Raw genomic sequence first — 16,185 nt, forward strand, 5'->3', positions numbered from 1 at the left:
ATCGGCGCACATGCGTTTGGTCCGAATGTGACCTTCGTCATCGCATGGGAGGCCAATCGCATTCGCCGGCGCTTTCGCATACTGGGGCACCTATCGCCGAACGCCCTTCCATGCGCCTTCGACCACCGCCGGTTCGCCATCGCCATGTGCCCATGCGCGTTCGTCGTCACGCGCTGTGGGCGGGCACGCTGCTGTCGATATGGTCCGTGGCATGCAAGGCGGACGACATCGTTGCCGACGCGCAGGTGGATGGTTCGGTGCGCCTGTACGACTACCGGCGCATGTACACCTCGCCGGCGATGCCCGATGCATCCGCACTCGCCGCCGCCCTGCTCCTCAATCTGCGCAGTGGCGATGCGGGAGGCGTGTCGGTAGCCGTCTCGCTCGCCTACGCGAATGCCCTCGGCACGCGCCAGTCGCCCGTCGACCGCATCGACGTGACGCTGATGGGAAGGAAGAACGCGCTCGGTGCCGTCAGCCAGGCGTACGTGCAATACCGGGCGTCGGGCTGGACGCTTCGCGCGGGCGACCAGTACCTCGACACGCCCTGGCAAGGCATGAGCGATTCACGGGTGCTCCCGGCCGCGTACCGCGCGCTCAGCGCCCGGTTCGACGCCGGTCCGGCCTGGTCGTTCGAGGTCGCACGGACGTTCCGATGGAAGAGCCGCACGTCCGGCCGCTTTTTCTCCGACAACCTCTACTACCCCACGCGATACGACGGCGACCCGCTGTACGGAGGCAACGCGTCGTTGCCGCTCGACGCGAGAGCCTACGACGGCACGTGGCTCGCCGGCTCGACCTACCGGCACGGGATGTTTTCCGGCCAGACCTGGCTCTATGACTTCACGCGTTTTGCCCGGATGGCGTATACCGAGGGCACGTTGACCTTCCCCGCCCTCCACGGTGTGACCCCCTTTCTCTCCGGGCAGCTCGTCGAGGAATGGACCACCGCCGACAACACCCTCGTGGACACAGGAACGAAGCTGCTGGGCGTGGCCGGTCGCCGTGTGCGCAGCGAAGTGTCGGGCATCCAGGCCGGCTTCCGGATCGAGCGCACGCGGTTCGACGTGTCGTGGAACCGCGTGGCCCGCCAGGATGGCGACACCGTCGGCGGCGGCGCGCTCGTCTCGCCGTTCACCGCCACCTACGCCACGGACCCCCTCTACACCACGTCGATGCTGAGGGGCCTCGTGGAACAGGGGCCGGGATGGGCGTGGAAGGCAAGGCTCACCCAGGCGTTCCTCGGCAACCGCCTCCAGGTGGTGACGGCCTATACCCAGTACCGGACCCTGTACCGGGGCGACAGCCACGACGTCTACCTCGATCTCGTCTACCGGTTCACCGGACCGCTCGAGGGACTGCAACTGCGCAACCGGTGGGAGCGATCCGTGGGCGGGGCGAACCACCTCAACCCGGGCAACCGCCCGTTTTCGTACAACCGGGTGATGATCTCGTACGCGTTCTGACGGATCCGGGCATCCGCTGTATCCTCGTCCGCAGTCCGCCCGGGCACGCCCATGACCCAGCAAGCCATCCGCATCATCGTCGTCGACGACCACCCCTTGTTCCGGGCCGGCGTGGTCGCGATGCTGGCCGCCGAACCGGACATCCTCATCGTCGGACAGGCCGGTACCGGGGTGGAAGGCATCGAGGCGTACCGGTCCATGCGGCCGGACGTCGCCGTCGTCGACCTCAAGCTGCCGGACATGGACGGCGACGAGGTCGTCGGCGCCATACGGAAGATCGAGCCCATGGCCCGCGTGATCGTCCTGACCACGTTCGGCGGGGACGCCGCGGCGCGACGCACGCTCGCCGCGGGTGCCCAGGGCTATCTCCTGAAGACCTCGCTCGCCAACGACCTCGTCGGTGTCGTCCGCGCGGTCCACGCGGGGCAACACCGCGTCTCGGCGGAAGTCGCCAAACGCCTCTTCGAATACCGTGGCGACGAGCTCCTCACCGAACGTGAGCTCTCCGTCTTGCGCGGGGTGGCCGCCGGCCTGGAAAACAAGCAGATCGCCCGGCACCTGGGCATCGCCGCCGACACGGTCAAGGAGCACCTCTCGCACGCCATGGCGAAGCTCCACGCCACGAACCGGGCGCATGCGCTGTCCATCGCGCTAGCGCGCGGATACCTCGCCTGAATCAGGGAGTGCGGGTGTAGTTCGCCGGTACCCATCGGTAACCGGCACCGTCCCGCCGGATGTGGCCGAGGCCGGGGAAGGACACGTGGGCCGCCGCGACCCAGTAGCCTTTGGACGCGGCCTCCTCGAGCGCGCGCCTGCGTGAGACCGCCGCGGCTTGCTCGTCGTAGTCGTAACGAATGGAGGCGCCCGGTTCGGCCAACTGCACGGTGGCCACGTGCACCGTGTCGCCCCAGGCAAGGAGGTGATCCTGCCCGCTCGTCACCAGGTACCACGTGTGGCCCGGCGTGTGGCCCGGCGCCGGTATGGCGTGAAAACCGGGCAGCACGTCCGTTTCGCCGCGGAACGTCACCACGTGCCCCGCCTTCCGGTAGGGCGCGAGGGAGTCCATCGCGCCGGGAAACATCGGCAGGAGGATCTTCGGTACCTTGCCCTCGTTGGCGGGATCGAGCCAGAAATCGGCGTCGGCCTCGCTGACGTGGACGATCGCATGGGGAAACAGCATCGTGCCGTTGCGGATGAGGCCGCCCACGTGATCGCGATGGAGGTGGGTAAGGAGGATGTCGGTCACGTCCTCCGGACGGTAGCCGGCCGCGAGCAACGCGGTCGGAAGAAATCCGCCGTCGCCGGCATACAGGGGGCCCGCCCCGGTATCGATGAGCACCAGGCGGTCCGCGGTCTTGACGAGGAAGGCGTTGATGGAGCCCTGCACGGGAGAGGCGAGATAGTCGGCCTCGAGAAGGCGGTCGACCTTCGCGCGATCGACGTGCGTGAGCAGTTCGTCCGCGGGGAACGGATGGGTGCCGTCGAGCAAGGCGGTGACCTCGTCGGTCCCCATGCGCAGACGGTAGAAGCCAGGACCCTGAGGTCCCACCTTCACATCGTCTGCCACGGCGACGCCGAGGGCGAACATAAGTGCGAGCGCCAGGCAGAACCGCTTCATGCCGCACCCCCGTTCCAGCCATGGAGGAAGTCGAGCAGCAAGCCGTTGACGATTTCCGGCTGTTCCTCCTGGGGCAGGTGCCCGCACCGCGCGATCGGCTCGGCGCGAAGATGGGTCGCCATGCCACGCCAGACGGCGGCCATGTCGAAGGTGCCGCCGACGGCCTCGAAGTCGGCACCCCAGATCGACATCGTGGGGCACGCGATGAGCCGGTCGGCATCCTGCTCGTCCTGGAGCACGTCCTCCGGCGCGGCGCGGTAATCGGCCATGGCGCCGCGAACGGCGCCCGGCTCGCGATAGGCCGCGACGTACGCCTCGAAGTCGGCTCCTTCGATGGTGTGCGGGTCGTAGCACCAGTCGGTGAAGAAGTGCCGCAACCACACGTCCTCACGGCCCGCGATGAGTGCTTCGGGCAGGTCGGGCACCTGGTGGAAGGCGAAGAACCAGTACGCCTTCGCGACCTTCGCGTTCATCGACGCGGCCACGATGCGCGTAGGCACGTTGTCCATCACGACGAGGCGATCCAGGCGCTCCGGGTGGTCCTTGGCGAAGCGCGTCGCGACGCGCGCGCCGCGGTCATGACCCACCAGGGCGATACGGTCGATGCCCAGATGGTCGAGGAGCGCGACGAGGTCGTTCGCCATGGTGCGCTTGTCGTAGCCCGTGGCGGGCTTGTCGGTCTTGCCGTAGCCGCGCAGGTCCGGCGCGATGACGCGATACCTTTCCGCCAGGACGGGAATCTGATGGCGCCAGGCGTAACTGGTTTCGGGAAATCCGTGGAGCAGGACGACCGGCGCACCTTCGCCCGCTTCGACGAAATGCTGGCGGATGCCGTTGGCCCTGACGGTGTGGTGTTTCATCGTGCGTCTACCCCAGCCGGAGGAAGGGCGCAGCGTATCGACGCCGGCCCCGCGGAAATAGCACGATCGTCCGCACTGCCTTCCTGCAAGCCCGGCGCGGCCGATTGTCCTAGCGTGGCGATACCTTCATCGCCACCGAAAGGACCTGTCATGAGCACGCCGTCCACCGCCTCACCCACGATCGTTCTCGTCCACGGCGCCTGGGCCGACGGTTCGAGCTGGAGTGCCGTCATTCCCAAGCTGCTGTCGAAGGGCCTGAAGGTCGTGGCCGTGCAGAACCCCCTTACGTCCCTCGCCGAGGACGTGGCCGCGACGAAGCGCGTCATCGATTTCGTCGAAGGGCCGGTCGTTCTCGTCGGCCACAGCTGGGCCGGTTTCATCGTCACCGAAGCGGGCGAGGATCCGAAGGTGAAATCGCTGGTGTACGTCTCGGCCTTCTCCGGCAACGCGGGCCAGACCACGGGCGAACTCGTCGGCAAGTACCCTGCCCCTCCAGCGCTCGGTGGCATTCGCGAGGACGGCAACGGCTTCGTCTACCTGTCCGAGCAGGCCTTCATCGACGACGTCGCCCAGGACCTGACGCCGGATACCGCGCGCCTTCTCGCCGCCACGCAGGGGCCGCTGGCGAAGAGCACCTTCGGCGACGCGCTGACGAAGACCGCATGGCGCACGCGTCCGTCGTGGTTCATCGTCTCGACGAGCGACCGCGCCGTATCCCCGGACCTGCAGCGCGACGCGGCGACGCTGATGGGCTCGACGGTGACGGACGTGGCGTCGAGCCACATGTCGCTCATCTCCCACGCCGACGCGGTCGTCGATGCCATCGTGCAGGCCGCCGAAGCGGCTACGAAGGGCTGATCGGAACACCCAAGAAAAAGGGCGCCCGGAGGCGCCCTTCACGTTAGAACTCGCTCCACTCCCCGGCCAACGCCGCCGTGGGCGCGAGCGTCTTCGGGCGATCCACCGCGGTGGGCCTGGCCTCCTTTCGGACGGCGTGTTCTTCGTGAACCGGTGCCGCGGTAGCGCCGGCGACCTCGTCCCCGAGCTTGAAGAAGGCTACCTGGCGCAGGAGTTCCTGCGCCAGTTCGAGCGCCTGGCGACTGGCGGCGCTCGCCTCTTCCACCAGCGCGGCATTCTGCTGGGTCACGTCGTCCAGCGCGGCAACGGCCCCGTTGACCTGTTCGACGCCGGCGGACTGCTCCTGCGAAGCGGCCGCGATTTCCGCGACGATATCCGCGACGCGCATCGCGCTGCTGCCGATGTCGACCAGGGCGCGTCCAGTCCTGTCCACCAGATCGGCGCCCGATGCCACGCGTTCGACCGTCGTGCCGATCAACGTCTTGATGTCCTTCGCCGCGGCGGCGCTACGCTGGGCAAGGTTGCGAACCTCGGCCGCGACGACCGCGAAACCGCGTCCCTGCTCCCCGGCACGGGCGGCTTCGACGGCCGCGTTCAGGGCCAGCAGGTTGGTCTGGAAGGCGACCTCGTCGATGAGCACCGCGATCTCGCCGATGCTTCGGCTGGCGTCGGTGATCTGTTTCATCGCTTCCACGGCATCGCCGGCAACCTGACCACCCACCTGCGCTTCGGTGCGCAAGCCCTGGGATATCTGTCGGGCGAGCGCGGCACCCTCGGCGTTCTGTTTGACGGCGGAGGACATCTCTTCCATCGACGCGGCCGTTTCTTCAAGCGAAGACGCCTGCTCCTGCGTACGACTGGACAAGTCGTCGTTGCCCGCCGAGATATCGCGCGCCGCGTGTTCCACCTGCACCGCGTTCCGACGCACCGATCCAACGATGCGGGCCAGGTTTTCGTCCATCGTATGCAGCGCGTTGAGCATGCGACCCAGGTCGTCGTTTCGGGTGACCGAAACGGACTCGCCGAGATGGCCGTCCGCAATGCGCGCGGCGACCGCCGAGGCACCTTGCAGCGGGGTCAGAATGCTGCGGATCAGCGCGGTCGCCACGCCGAGAATCGCAACGAGCGCGAGTACTCCCCCGCCGAGCAATACCACCCGGCTGCGCGCGTGTGTCGCCTCGTCGCGGGCGGAGCGCTCCTTGAGGAGTACCGTCTCGGCGCCGACGAATTTCGCCAACAGGTCCCTCATACCGTCCATGTGGAGCTTGCCTTTGCCCAGCCGCAAATAGGCGACGGCCTCGGCACTGGTCGTCCCGACCGTGCCCTGCTTCTTCTGCAGCGAGATGACCGGTTCGATCGCCTCGGCCATCCATGTGCGGTAGGTCGCATCCAGATCGTCCAGGCGCCGTTGCTGCGCCGCATTGTCGACCGTCAGGCGACGCAGTGCCTGGAAGGCGTCCGCGTACTCGGCTTGCCCGCGCCGCGTGGGCTCCAGCGAAGCGTCATTTCCGGTGAGGAGGTATCCGCGCTCTCCGGTTTCGATATCCACCAGTCCCGTCAGAAGCCGGGCTTCGGTCCGAAGCACCTCGTTCGTATGCAAGTCCATGCGGGTGGATTCGGCCAACGCCTGGAGCGAGGCATAGACGATGCTCACCAGTACGATGACGACGACGGCAATGGCGGTGAACCCGCTAAAGATCAATTTGTTTCGTGAAGCGAGCTTCAAAATTTGCATAGTGTCCCCATGCCAGCAAGTCGGCCCCCCGGCCCTATGGATGCGCTGCCGGGGGAACGATGGCGGCGTCGAAGAACGCCCCGTGCCACCAAACGCTCCCGGCATCGCCCGATTTATCGGCCTGAAACACAAAATATTGATAGGTGCTACACGAAATCGGCATAACTGATTTGCGAGTGACCTTGGTGTATCGGCCACACCCCGCCGTCATGCATGAGCGGCGGTCTTGTCGTTTCGCCCCTATCGTTCGACCGGCGTCCATGTGTAGGCGCTGCCGGCCTTGCCCACCGTGCCGATGCCCGGGAAGGCCACGTGGGCTCCCGCCACCAGATACCCGCTTTTGCTCGCCGCCGCGAGTGCCTTCTCGCGGCTACGGACGGCATCGGCCGGCGTGCTGTCGAAGCGGATGGTGACCTTCGGGTCGGGGAACTGCGCCGCCGCGAGGTGGACGAGGTCGCCCCACACGAGCAGCACCTTGCCGTCGCTCTCGATGCGGTAGCCGGTGTGACCCGCCGTATGACCCGGTTCGCCCCAGGCGGTGATCCCCGGTCCGACGGTTTCGCCCGAGGTGAGCGGTTTGACGTGCCCGATCGCCTCGTAGGGCTTGAGGGCCGTCGCCACCGCGTCGAACGTTGCCTTTACCGAGGCGTCGACCTTGCCGACGTTGCCACGGTCTTCCCAGAACGTCTTCTCGCGGGCGTCGACGCGCACGATGGCGTTGGGATACACCATCCTGCCTCGGTCGATGAGTCCGCCGACATGGTCGGCATGCAGGTGCGTGATCAGCACTTCGTCGATCTGCTCGGGGCGGTAACCCGCCGCCTGCAGATGCTGGCCGACCTGGCCCAGGGTCGCGCCGAGAAAGGCGCCGGAGCCGGTGTCGATGAGGATGCGTTTGTCGCCGGTGTCGATGAGGAAGGCATTGACGGACGTCGGCACGTCGTCACCGAGGTGGGCCTTGGCGAGCGCCTCCTGCACTTCGCCCTTGTGGGCCTCGACCATCAGCTTCGACGCCGGGAGCGTGAAGCGGCCATCGGAAAGGGCGACGACCGTCACCTTGCCCAAGGGCATTTTCAGGAACCCCGCGGAGGCGGCGTCGTCGGCATGCACCGCGGACGCGATGAGCGAGGCGAGCAGGAGTGCGGTCATTCCACGGAGGGAATGGCGTGGAAGGGATGAGTAGGCTGACATGACGAAGCACCGTTGGACAGGACGGGCCGAGTGTGTGCAACCCCCAGGGTTCGGGATAGCAGAAAGGTGATCCGTGCGCCCGGCCGGTCCATGCCTTCACGCACGGCACCGGCCATCGCCGCCTAGTGTTCCTGCTGGGCCCGTGGAGCCGGACGCCGGATGAGACTGAGCAGCAAGGATCCGACGGGAAGCACGCCGCCCAGGACGCAGACCGCGAGCCAGCCGCCGTGGCCCCACGCCACGGACGCCAACAGCGAACCGATCGCCCCGCCCACGAACATCGTGGTCATGAAGAGCGTATTGAGCCGGCTCTTGTATTCCGGGTGCAGGCCATAGATCACGTGCTGGTTGGAGACGAGGGAAATCTGCACGCCGAAGTCGAGCACGATCACGCCGACGACCAGCCCGACGAGGCCTGACGACAACCCGAAAACGAGCCATGCCACGATCGTAGCCGCCGCCCCGAGGGCGATCACTGGCGCGGGTCCACGGCGGTCGGCCACCCGCCCCGCCACGGGAGCCATGGCCACGCCCACCGCGCCGACGATGCCGAACAGTCCCGCCGACGCCGCGCCGAGGTTGAGCGGCGGCTGGGCAAGGCGAAGCGCGAGGGTGGTCCAGAAGGCCGAGAACGAAGCGAAGAGCAGCGCCTGGGTGACGGCCGCGCGGCGGAGTACCGGCTCGTCGCGCCAGAGGTGGACGAGCGACCCCAGCAGGTCGCCGTAACGAAGTCGCTTCGCCGGATGATGTGCCGGCAGGCTGCGCGCCATCAACACCGCGCCGAGCACCGCCAGCGGTACGGCGAGCCAGAACATGGCTCGCCATCCCGCCATGCTCGACACGAGACCGGCGAGCGTCCGGCTGAGAAGGATGCCGGTGAGCAGGCCGCTCATGACGGTGCCGATGGCGGCGCCGCGCTTCTCCGGCGGGGAGAGGATCGCCGCAAAAGGCACGATCTGCTGGGCGACCGTGGCTGCCGCGCCTACGAGCACCGAGGCGAGCGCGAGCACGGCAAGGCCGGGGGCGATCGCCATCACCACCAGGGCCAGGGCGAGCACGCCGAACTGCACGACGATGAGCTTGCGCCGCTCGAGCATGTCGCCCAGTGGCAGCAGGAACAAAAGTCCCGCGGCATAACCGAGTTGGGTGAGCGTCGGAATCCATCCGCCGACCCGCGCGTCGTGGAACGCCTCGGACATCACGCCGAGCATGGGCTGGTTGTAGTAGATGGAGGCGACCGCAAGGCCGGCGGCGAGCGCCATGGCGAAGAGGGTGCCCCGCCCGATGGCACCGACGGGTTGGGTGGATGAGGACATGGTGGCTTTCCAGGAAAGGACGTACGGCGCGCATCCTGCGCAGCGAAGGATGCCTTGCGCGGCAGGATAAGCGATGGGGGCACGGATGGCATTGGACAATCCAGCACCGCCCAAGGCCCGCGACAATAATGCAAGCCCGTCCGCGGTCCGGGCGCTAGGCTTTTTCCGTCGCCGGCATGCCGGCCCTTCCACTGGCACCGGCATGGCAGCGGACATCGTTATCAGGGACGCGCCCGACGAAAGACGTTTCGTGGCGGAGCTCGGCGGACAGAGCGCGAGTGCATGGTACGAACGCGCCCCGGGCATGCTGCGTTTCGTTCGCGTCGACATCTCCCAGAGCCTCATCGACGACGGCGTGGGCATCCAGCTGATGCGGGTAGCCATGTCGCAGGCGCGAGCGCAGGGCCTGCTGGTCGAACCCGCATGTGAGTTCGTGGCCAACTACATGCGCAACCATCCCGATACACAGGACCTCCTGACGAGCGAGGGTTGGCGCCTGCTCCGCCGATAAGGCATGCATCGCTGGACCTCCCCGTAAGCCATGGCCACAATCGGTCGAAACCGTCCTGGGGAACACCGATGCGTCGACCGTTGAAGCACCTGCTGGCCATCCCCGGCCTGCTCTTGCTCCTGTACGCATCCACCGTGCTTGCGGATGCGCCGTCGGCCCCTGCGTTCCGTCCCATCCGGCAGTGGATCCATCGCGCCTTCCCCGCGAGCGAGGGGGCGCCGGCCGGCGTCTGGGCGATGACGCAGGACGCGGACGGCTACCTCTGGTTCGGCGGTCCGACGGGGCTCTTCAAGTTCGATGGCGTGACCTTCGACGGCAGCCTCAGCCACCTGCTGCCCCACCCCCAGATCATGGCGTTGCTCGCCACGCCGGACGGTGCGTTATGGATAGGCGATCGGACCGGCTACATCACCCGCATCGCCGACGGTAAGGCGCAGGTGTCTCCCGGCAAGGAAGGCGCCGGCTCGGTCCTGTCCTTCGCCCGAACCAGGGACGGCACGCTGTGGGCCGTTCGCACCAATGGGCTCTACCGCTTCGACGGGACCGCCTGGCAACGCTTCCCCGTGACGGAACCCGAGCCGCGGGGATACATCCAGCAGGGCTTCGTCGCGCCCGACCAATCCGTATGGCTTATGCGCGAACACAGCGCGCTACGGAAGCCACCCGGCGCCGCGACGTTCGAACTTCGGACGCTCGCCGACTACCGCGCGGCGCAACTCGGGCGTCCTGGCGGCATGTGGCGACCGGATAACCAGCTCGCCGACGAGAGTATCGACGACGAAGGCGCCATGTGGTGTGGAACGAACACGGGCGTGGTGCGCATCGTCTGGCCGGGGCGGGGACCGGCGACGGATCAGCCGATCGTCGAAACGTACGGCGAAAAGGACGGTTTGACGGGTGTCGCGGCCATGGCCGTGATCAGGGACCGTGAAGGCACGATCTGGGTGGCGACGCCCAAGGGCATCGACCAGTTCCGCAAGGGACGCTTCGACCCCGTCGACCTGCCGCCGGATACCTATAAGCCGGCCATCGCGACGGATGGCCTGGACCACCTCTGGGTCGCCGCCGAAAACGGCGTGTTCGAGTTCGGGGCGGCCCGGAAAGCGTGGCCGCAGGCCGGCAAGCAGGTGAACGCCATCGCCAGGGCCGCGGATGGCACCCTGCTGATGACGTCGGACAAGGGCCTGCTGCATGTCGACGGAACGAAGATGGACGTCGCGCCGCTGCCCGAGGCCATCACCGGCATGCCGAGGCAGGTGCGCGCCCTCGCCCAGGCCCGTGACGGCTCGGTGTGGATCGCCTTCCGGCAGGCGTTCCGGCTGGACAAAGGAACCATCGAGCCCCTGGGCAAGGACGCGGGTCTTCCCGGAAAGGAAAGGAGCCTTCGTGCGATCGCGCAGCGCGCCGATCACGGCTTATGGCTGGGATACAACGACGACACGGTCGCCACCATCGAAGACGACGGAACACGGGCGACCGTCTACACAGGGGAATCGGGTATCGGCGTCGGGCAGGTCACCGCCTTGTGGCCGCGCCGGGACGGCGTATGGGTGACCGGCGACCATGGCGTGCAGTTCTTCGCGCCGGGTCGACCGACTCGCACGCTCCTGTTCGCCGACGGTCACGCGGTGCGCGTGGGCACGGGCATCCTCGAGCAACCCCGTGGCGACCTTTGGATCAATGCGTCCGACGGACTCCATCATGTCTCCGCGGCCGACATGAAACGGTGGTGGGCCGATCCGGAAAAGCCCGTGCCGGCGCAGCACTTCGACGAACACGACGGTTGGCCTGGTCTGCGCGATACCGTCCCCGCGCCTTCGCTCATCGCCGGTGTCGGCGGTCGGCTCTGGGTGGCATCCGATACCGGCGTGGCCGGGCTCGACCCGGCGCGCCTGATACGAAATCCCCGCGCGCCCGTGGCGGCCATCCTCGGCGTCAACGGCGAACCACTCGCGCCGGATGCGGCCCTCGCCGCTGGCACCACCCGTCTCGAATTTCGCTACACCGCCCCCGTCCTCGCCATTCCCGAACGCGCCAGGTTCCGCTATCGGCTTTCGCGGGTGGATGAGGGCTGGCGGGACGTGGGCAACGTGCGGGAGGCGACCTACACGAACCTCGCGCCCGGCGACTACACCTTCGAAGTCGCCGCCGCCAACGAGGACGGCGTCTGGTCCGCAACGCCGGCCCGCCTGTCCTTTCGCATCGCGCCTTTCTTCTATCAATCGGCGTGGTTCGCGCTGCTGTGCGCCGCCGTCGCGATCGCCCTGCTCTATGCGCTCTACGCCTGGCGCCTCCGGGTCCTCGGCACGGTCTTGCTGGCCCGGGTCATGGAACGCGAACGCATCGCCCGCGAACTGCACGACACGGTGCTCCAGGGGCTTCACGGTGTGCTCCTCTACGTGCGCGTGGCGGCCAACTCGCTCAAGGACGGCGCCGTCAGGGACCATCTCGAACGCGCCCTGCGCGTGGCCGAGCAGGCCATGGCGGAAGGACGCCAGCGCATCGTCGACCTGCGCACGGCCCCCAGGCCGTCGACGTCCCTGGTCATGCGCCTGCGCGCCGCCCTGGACGAATGCCTCGCCGACACGGGCATCGAAGGTGTCGTCGCCATCGACGGCGAGGAAAAGCCCATCAGCTCGGAAGCCGAGGAAGACCTCCATGCCATCGTCCTGGAGCTCGTCCGCAACGTGCGCAAGCATGCGAAGGCCAACTCCGTCTGCGTCAACGTCAGGTTCGGAAAGCTGCATCTCGACGTCGAGGTGAGCGACGACGGCATCGGGCTGGCGCCGGGCGCCACGACCAAGCCGCTATCGTTCGGCTTGCAGGGCGTACGGGAGCGGACCGCGCGCTGGTCGGGCCATTTCACCATCGGTCCAGGGCAGCCCACCGGAACGAGCGCGTTCGTCACCCTTCCCGCGATCGCGGTGTATGCCTCGGAGGCGAGACGCCGACGATGGCTGCGATGGCCCTGGAAACCCGTGAGCCGGCAGCTTCACGATTGAGTCGTTCGCCAACGGGCAGCAATTTATCCAAGCTCCGCCAGGAACCGCAGCACCGTGCGATTGAACGTCGCCGGCCGTTGCAGCGGCGCGAAGTGACTCACCTCGGGGAGCAGCACGAATCGCGCGCCCGGAATCGTCCGGGCGATGTATTCGGCGTGCCCGCGCTCGATGAACTCGTCGTGCTCACCCAGCACGCTCCACACCGGCACGGTGACCTGCCCGAGTTGTTCCGGGCCGTAACCGGGCTGATCCGCCTGCATCACGCCCAGGTCGTCGCGCATGGCTTCGAAGTCGGAAAGGCCCCCCGCCGCCGCCCCCTTCGCGTTGGGGGAAAGCGCTTCGTGCTCGGCCACGTGATGTTCGTAGATGCGATCGATCACGGCCGACGGCTGGAAAGGTCGCGTGCCCGTGGCGTCGACGTTGCAGGCGAAGAAGAACACGCCCGCCGAGCGATCGGGTGTGTCGTGCGATAGCACCAGGGCGATATCCGCCCCGTCGCTCCAGCCGACGAACGCCGCCCGGGCGACGCCGAGCGCATCCATGACGGCGCGCGTGTCGGATGCCATGAGCGGGTAGCTGTACGGTCTGTCGTCGCGCGTCGAACGCCCCTGCCCCCGGCTGTCGATCACGATCGCCGTGTAGCCCGCTTCGACCAGCGCCGGCACCTGGTAGCCCCAGTTGTTCGAGTTGCCGAGCCCGCCGTGCAGCAGGACGACCGGCGGCCCGTCGCCGAAGGTCGCATACCAGATGCGTGCATGTTCGTTATCGACATACCCGCTCGCGAGAGGCGTGGGAAGCGACGGCGTCCCGTGGGCCTCTAGATACGCGAGGTCGTCGTCGCGAAACGTCGGGTCGACGGTGGCGATGGTGGGCGTCATGAGGGATCATCCACGTCCGGTACTGAAACGGAAGATGCCATGACCTCCTCGTCGCCGCCAAACGACCTGCCCCGCTATCGGCTCCTGACCGGCAAGGACGACGCCACGTTCTGCCACCGCGTCTCCGAAGCGCTCGACCTGGGCTATCGGTTGCACGGATCGCCCGCGGCCACGTTCAACGGACGCGACGTCATCGTCGCACAGGCCCTCGTCTTGCCGAGTGCCGTATCGCCTGAAGGCTAAGTCGGCCCCGAACCGTGCAGCGCCGCCGGGGCGGCCTGCTGCCGGCGTGCCGCCCGCTTGCGCGCCAGGCTCGCAAGAACCTGCATCGCCGGTAGCGGATCGTCCATGCGGAACACGTGCAGATCCGCCCGCAGCCACTGCATCGCGATGGTCGCCTTGCCCTTGAGGCCGAGCGTCGGCATGCGGCCCAGGCTGGCCAGGTCGTGATAGAGGTCGACGCACAGCTTGCCGACCGGGTAATCCCGCGATGCCATCGGCACCGGTTCGCCCAGGGCATCGCGCCAGGCCATGTCGCAGACGTTCACGCCGTGGCGCGCGGCGAATTCGACATAGGTCCACGCACGGGTGTTCACCTCGATGATCCGGAAGCGTCCGTCACGCGGGTCGCGCTTGAATTCGGCGCTGAAGATGCCCCTGTAGCCGACATCGTCGAGCAAGCGGCACACATGCGATACCGCCTCGTCCGCTTCGGCGAGCGGAATCGAACGGGAGCACGAACTGTTGCCGAAATCCGGCGGCGACATGCGCATCCGCTGACGGGCGAACAACCCCGGATAGGCACCGCCGGCGTCACGAAAGCCGTCGATGAAGAAGTGTTCGGTCGGCGGCCCCGGAATGTATTCCTGGGCCATGAGCGAAAAGCCCTGGACATGCAGGCGCGCCCACGTGTCCCTCAGCGCGTCGCGACCATGCACCCAGACGCCCTTGGCGCCGATGACGTCGCTGAAGCGCTGCGAGTTCACGGGCTTGATGAAGACGCGCTGAAGCGCTTCCATCGGCACCGCGTCCACGTCGGCCAGCGTGCCGAGATGGAAGGTCCGTGGATGGGGGATATCCAACCGGTCGAGCCGCCGTGCGAAGGCGGCCTTGTCTTGCAGAAGCGCCTGGATCTCCCTGCTCGGGGTGGATACCCGGAAGCGTTCGCGTAGATCGGTCGACGGCAGGTCGGACAACCACATGGCCGCATCGTCCGCACCGGCGACGATCACCGCCCGTAACAGGGGCATGTCGCGCAAGGCGTCGATGGCGGCCGCTCCCGGGCGGCCGTCCCAGGCGGTGCCCGGCGTCGGACGGTACCAGCGCGAGCGGGTGGTCAGGTCGCCGGGTGGGCACGCCACGTAAGCGGGAATCCCGGCCAGCGCCAGGCTTCGCAGGATGCCAAGTGCCGTGGGCCCCTGGCCCATGACGATAACCGGCACGCGGCCGGCGTCGACGACATTCATGGCGTTCCCCTGCGCGCCACCCTGTCGGTGACGGTCCCATTACATCGCACGGACCGGAAGCCAGACAGTACGACGGACGGTCTATCACCTTAAGGACGGAGCTCAGGGCGCGTCGATCTTCTCGGCGGTGGTCTGCCAGGCCTTGCCGCCGAGCTTGAGTTGCTCGAGCAGTCGACGCCCCCATTGCTGGCCGGGTTTCTCCAGCACGTGATAACCCACGGCCGCGAGCGCGTACGTCGCGATCGCCACCACGGGGAAGACCGTCATGAATCGCCATGACGGCGGTTGCGTCATGCCACCATGAGCGAGCACCCATGCCGCGACGGGATGCAGGATAAGCAGGTGGATCAGGTAGCACCCATACGAGAGCTCACCCAGCCAATAGAACGGCTTCGAGCCGAGCGTGCGCGATATCGCGCCGACGACGGGACGCTCCTGGAAGTTGACCACCAGGAAGAACGCCACCACCAGCGCTTCGCGAACGACCACGTGAAGCGCGTCGATGCTCCCGCCGTAGGGAAACGCCATGAGGATGATGGCCGCCACCAGGTGCTTGCCGTTCTTCGGTGCCGCCGCGATCAGGATACCGGCGAGGAACACGTGCAGTTTCAACGGCAGGAACGACGGCATCGGGAAGCGGATATGCAGCGCCTTCAGGCCGAGCGCCACCGCGAACGCGGCCAGGGCCACGCAGATCGTCATGCGTAACCACCCCAGGCGCGCATGAAGCACGATGAGGAACGGAAACACGGCATAGAACTGCATCTCCAGGCCGAGGCTCCAGTCGGGCAACGGCGTGCGGAACGCGTAATCGGGAAACAGGCCGTAGAGGTAGGTCAGGTGCATCGCGATGTTGCCGATGCTCAGGTCCGCATAGCGCTCTTCAAGCTGCAAGGGACGGCCCAGCGCCTGGTCGATGAAGACGCGATCGGCGTAGATCCCCGCGCCCACGATCAGCGCGACGATGAGCAGCGGGAAATACAACGGCGACAACCGGAAGAAACGGCGTATCCAGAACGCCCGCCACGTGGACGGCTGCGACCAGTCTTCCCTGTGCCGTCTGACCAAATATTGATAGGTCATCAGGTAGCCCGACAGCAGCACGAAAAGATCGACGCCGAGATCGGGACTGCCGAGGACAGGAAGACTGAAACCGGTCAGCAGCATGCAGTGGCCCGCAAGCACCCACAGCGCCGCGATGCCCCGGGTTCCGTCAAGGCACTGGATTCGCATGACGGGCTGGGCGGCGGTCGCGGCTCCTCGGTTCACGTCGTGGCATCCCGT

14 protein-coding genes are annotated in these 16,185 nt (G+C 67.3%); 6 read left to right on the forward strand and 8 right to left on the reverse strand.

Features of this window, described 5'->3' with window-relative positions:
- Positions 1-110 precede the first annotated feature (110 nt).
- Together JNG39_RS06785 and JNG39_RS06790 are read left to right on the forward strand one after the other, a co-directional pair.
- Positions 111-1,466: a hypothetical protein gene (locus JNG39_RS06785; protein WP_368310396.1), complete on the forward strand. Its 1,356-nt coding sequence runs from the start codon at positions 111-113 to the stop codon at positions 1,464-1,466.
- Between the two features lie 51 nt (positions 1,467-1,517).
- Positions 1,518-2,141, forward strand: a complete 624-nt coding sequence (locus JNG39_RS06790) for a response regulator (protein ID WP_368310397.1) — start codon at positions 1,518-1,520, stop codon at positions 2,139-2,141.
- Between the two features lies 1 nt (position 2,142).
- On the opposite strand, the gene JNG39_RS06795 is transcribed toward JNG39_RS06790, so the two are convergent.
- Both JNG39_RS06795 and JNG39_RS06800 read right to left on the reverse strand, forming a co-directional pair.
- Positions 2,143-3,084: an MBL fold metallo-hydrolase gene (locus JNG39_RS06795; protein ID WP_368310398.1), complete on the reverse strand. Its 942-nt coding sequence runs from the start codon at positions 3,082-3,084 to the stop codon at positions 2,143-2,145.
- Positions 3,081-3,944 (reverse strand): alpha/beta fold hydrolase, encoded by an 864-nt coding sequence (locus JNG39_RS06800; RefSeq protein ID WP_368310399.1) that lies wholly within the window; start codon positions 3,942-3,944, stop codon positions 3,081-3,083. The genes JNG39_RS06795 and JNG39_RS06800 overlap by 4 nt, the downstream gene beginning before the upstream one ends.
- Positions 3,945-4,094: 150 nt before the next feature.
- Here JNG39_RS06800 and JNG39_RS06805 point away from each other — a divergent pair, with 150 nt between their 5' ends.
- Entirely contained in the window at positions 4,095-4,802 is a 708-nt protein-coding gene (locus JNG39_RS06805; RefSeq protein WP_368310400.1) for an alpha/beta fold hydrolase, read from the forward strand.
- A gap of 43 nt (positions 4,803-4,845) precedes the next feature.
- On the opposite strand, the gene JNG39_RS06810 is transcribed toward JNG39_RS06805, so the two are convergent.
- From JNG39_RS06810 to JNG39_RS06820, 3 genes are all read right to left on the reverse strand, one after another.
- A complete protein-coding gene (locus JNG39_RS06810) occupies positions 4,846-6,537 on the reverse strand; it encodes a methyl-accepting chemotaxis protein (RefSeq protein ID WP_368310401.1) in 1,692 nt (563 codons plus the stop codon).
- A 240-nt stretch (positions 6,538-6,777) separates the two neighbouring features.
- Positions 6,778-7,728 (reverse strand): MBL fold metallo-hydrolase, encoded by a 951-nt coding sequence (locus tag JNG39_RS06815; protein ID WP_368310402.1) that lies wholly within the window; start codon positions 7,726-7,728, stop codon positions 6,778-6,780.
- Positions 7,729-7,850: 122 nt separating this feature from the next.
- Complete coding sequence (locus tag JNG39_RS06820; RefSeq protein ID WP_368310403.1) at positions 7,851-9,044, reverse strand: MFS transporter; 1,194 nt, start codon at positions 9,042-9,044, stop codon at positions 7,851-7,853.
- A 202-nt stretch (positions 9,045-9,246) separates the two neighbouring features.
- Here JNG39_RS06820 and JNG39_RS06825 point away from each other — a divergent pair, with 202 nt between their 5' ends.
- The gene (locus tag JNG39_RS06825) at positions 9,247-9,555 is read left to right on the forward strand and encodes a GNAT family N-acetyltransferase (protein ID WP_368310404.1); all 309 of its coding nucleotides are present in this window, start codon (positions 9,247-9,249) and stop codon (positions 9,553-9,555) included.
- A gap of 68 nt (positions 9,556-9,623) precedes the next feature.
- Positions 9,624-12,557 carry a triple tyrosine motif-containing protein gene (locus JNG39_RS06830; protein WP_368310405.1) on the forward strand — a complete coding sequence of 978 codons (2,934 nt, stop codon included), beginning with the start codon at positions 9,624-9,626 and terminating at the stop codon, positions 12,555-12,557.
- 23 nt (positions 12,558-12,580) lie between these two features.
- Here JNG39_RS06830 and JNG39_RS06835 read toward each other — a convergent pair whose 3' ends face one another.
- Positions 12,581-13,435, reverse strand: coding sequence for an alpha/beta fold hydrolase (locus JNG39_RS06835; RefSeq protein ID WP_368310406.1), 855 nt, complete (start codon positions 13,433-13,435; stop codon positions 12,581-12,583).
- A gap of 39 nt (positions 13,436-13,474) precedes the next feature.
- Between JNG39_RS06835 and JNG39_RS06840 the strand changes: the two genes are divergently transcribed.
- Positions 13,475-13,678 carry a DUF1737 domain-containing protein gene (locus JNG39_RS06840; protein ID WP_368310407.1) on the forward strand — a complete coding sequence of 68 codons (204 nt, stop codon included), beginning with the start codon at positions 13,475-13,477 and terminating at the stop codon, positions 13,676-13,678.
- Here the strand turns inward: JNG39_RS06840 and JNG39_RS06845 are convergent.
- Together JNG39_RS06845 and JNG39_RS06850 are read right to left on the reverse strand one after the other, a co-directional pair.
- Positions 13,675-14,901 carry a hypothetical protein gene (locus tag JNG39_RS06845; RefSeq protein WP_368310408.1) on the reverse strand — a complete coding sequence of 409 codons (1,227 nt, stop codon included), beginning with the start codon at positions 14,899-14,901 and terminating at the stop codon, positions 13,675-13,677. The genes JNG39_RS06840 and JNG39_RS06845 overlap by 4 nt on opposite strands.
- Before the next feature lie 102 nt (positions 14,902-15,003).
- Complete coding sequence (locus JNG39_RS06850; RefSeq protein WP_368310409.1) at positions 15,004-16,170, reverse strand: acyltransferase family protein; 1,167 nt, start codon at positions 16,168-16,170, stop codon at positions 15,004-15,006.
- Positions 16,171-16,185: the final 15 nt, after the last annotated feature.

The organism is Luteibacter sp. CQ10 (assembly GCF_040900725.1).
Taxonomy (GTDB): domain Bacteria; phylum Pseudomonadota; class Gammaproteobacteria; order Xanthomonadales; family Rhodanobacteraceae; genus Luteibacter.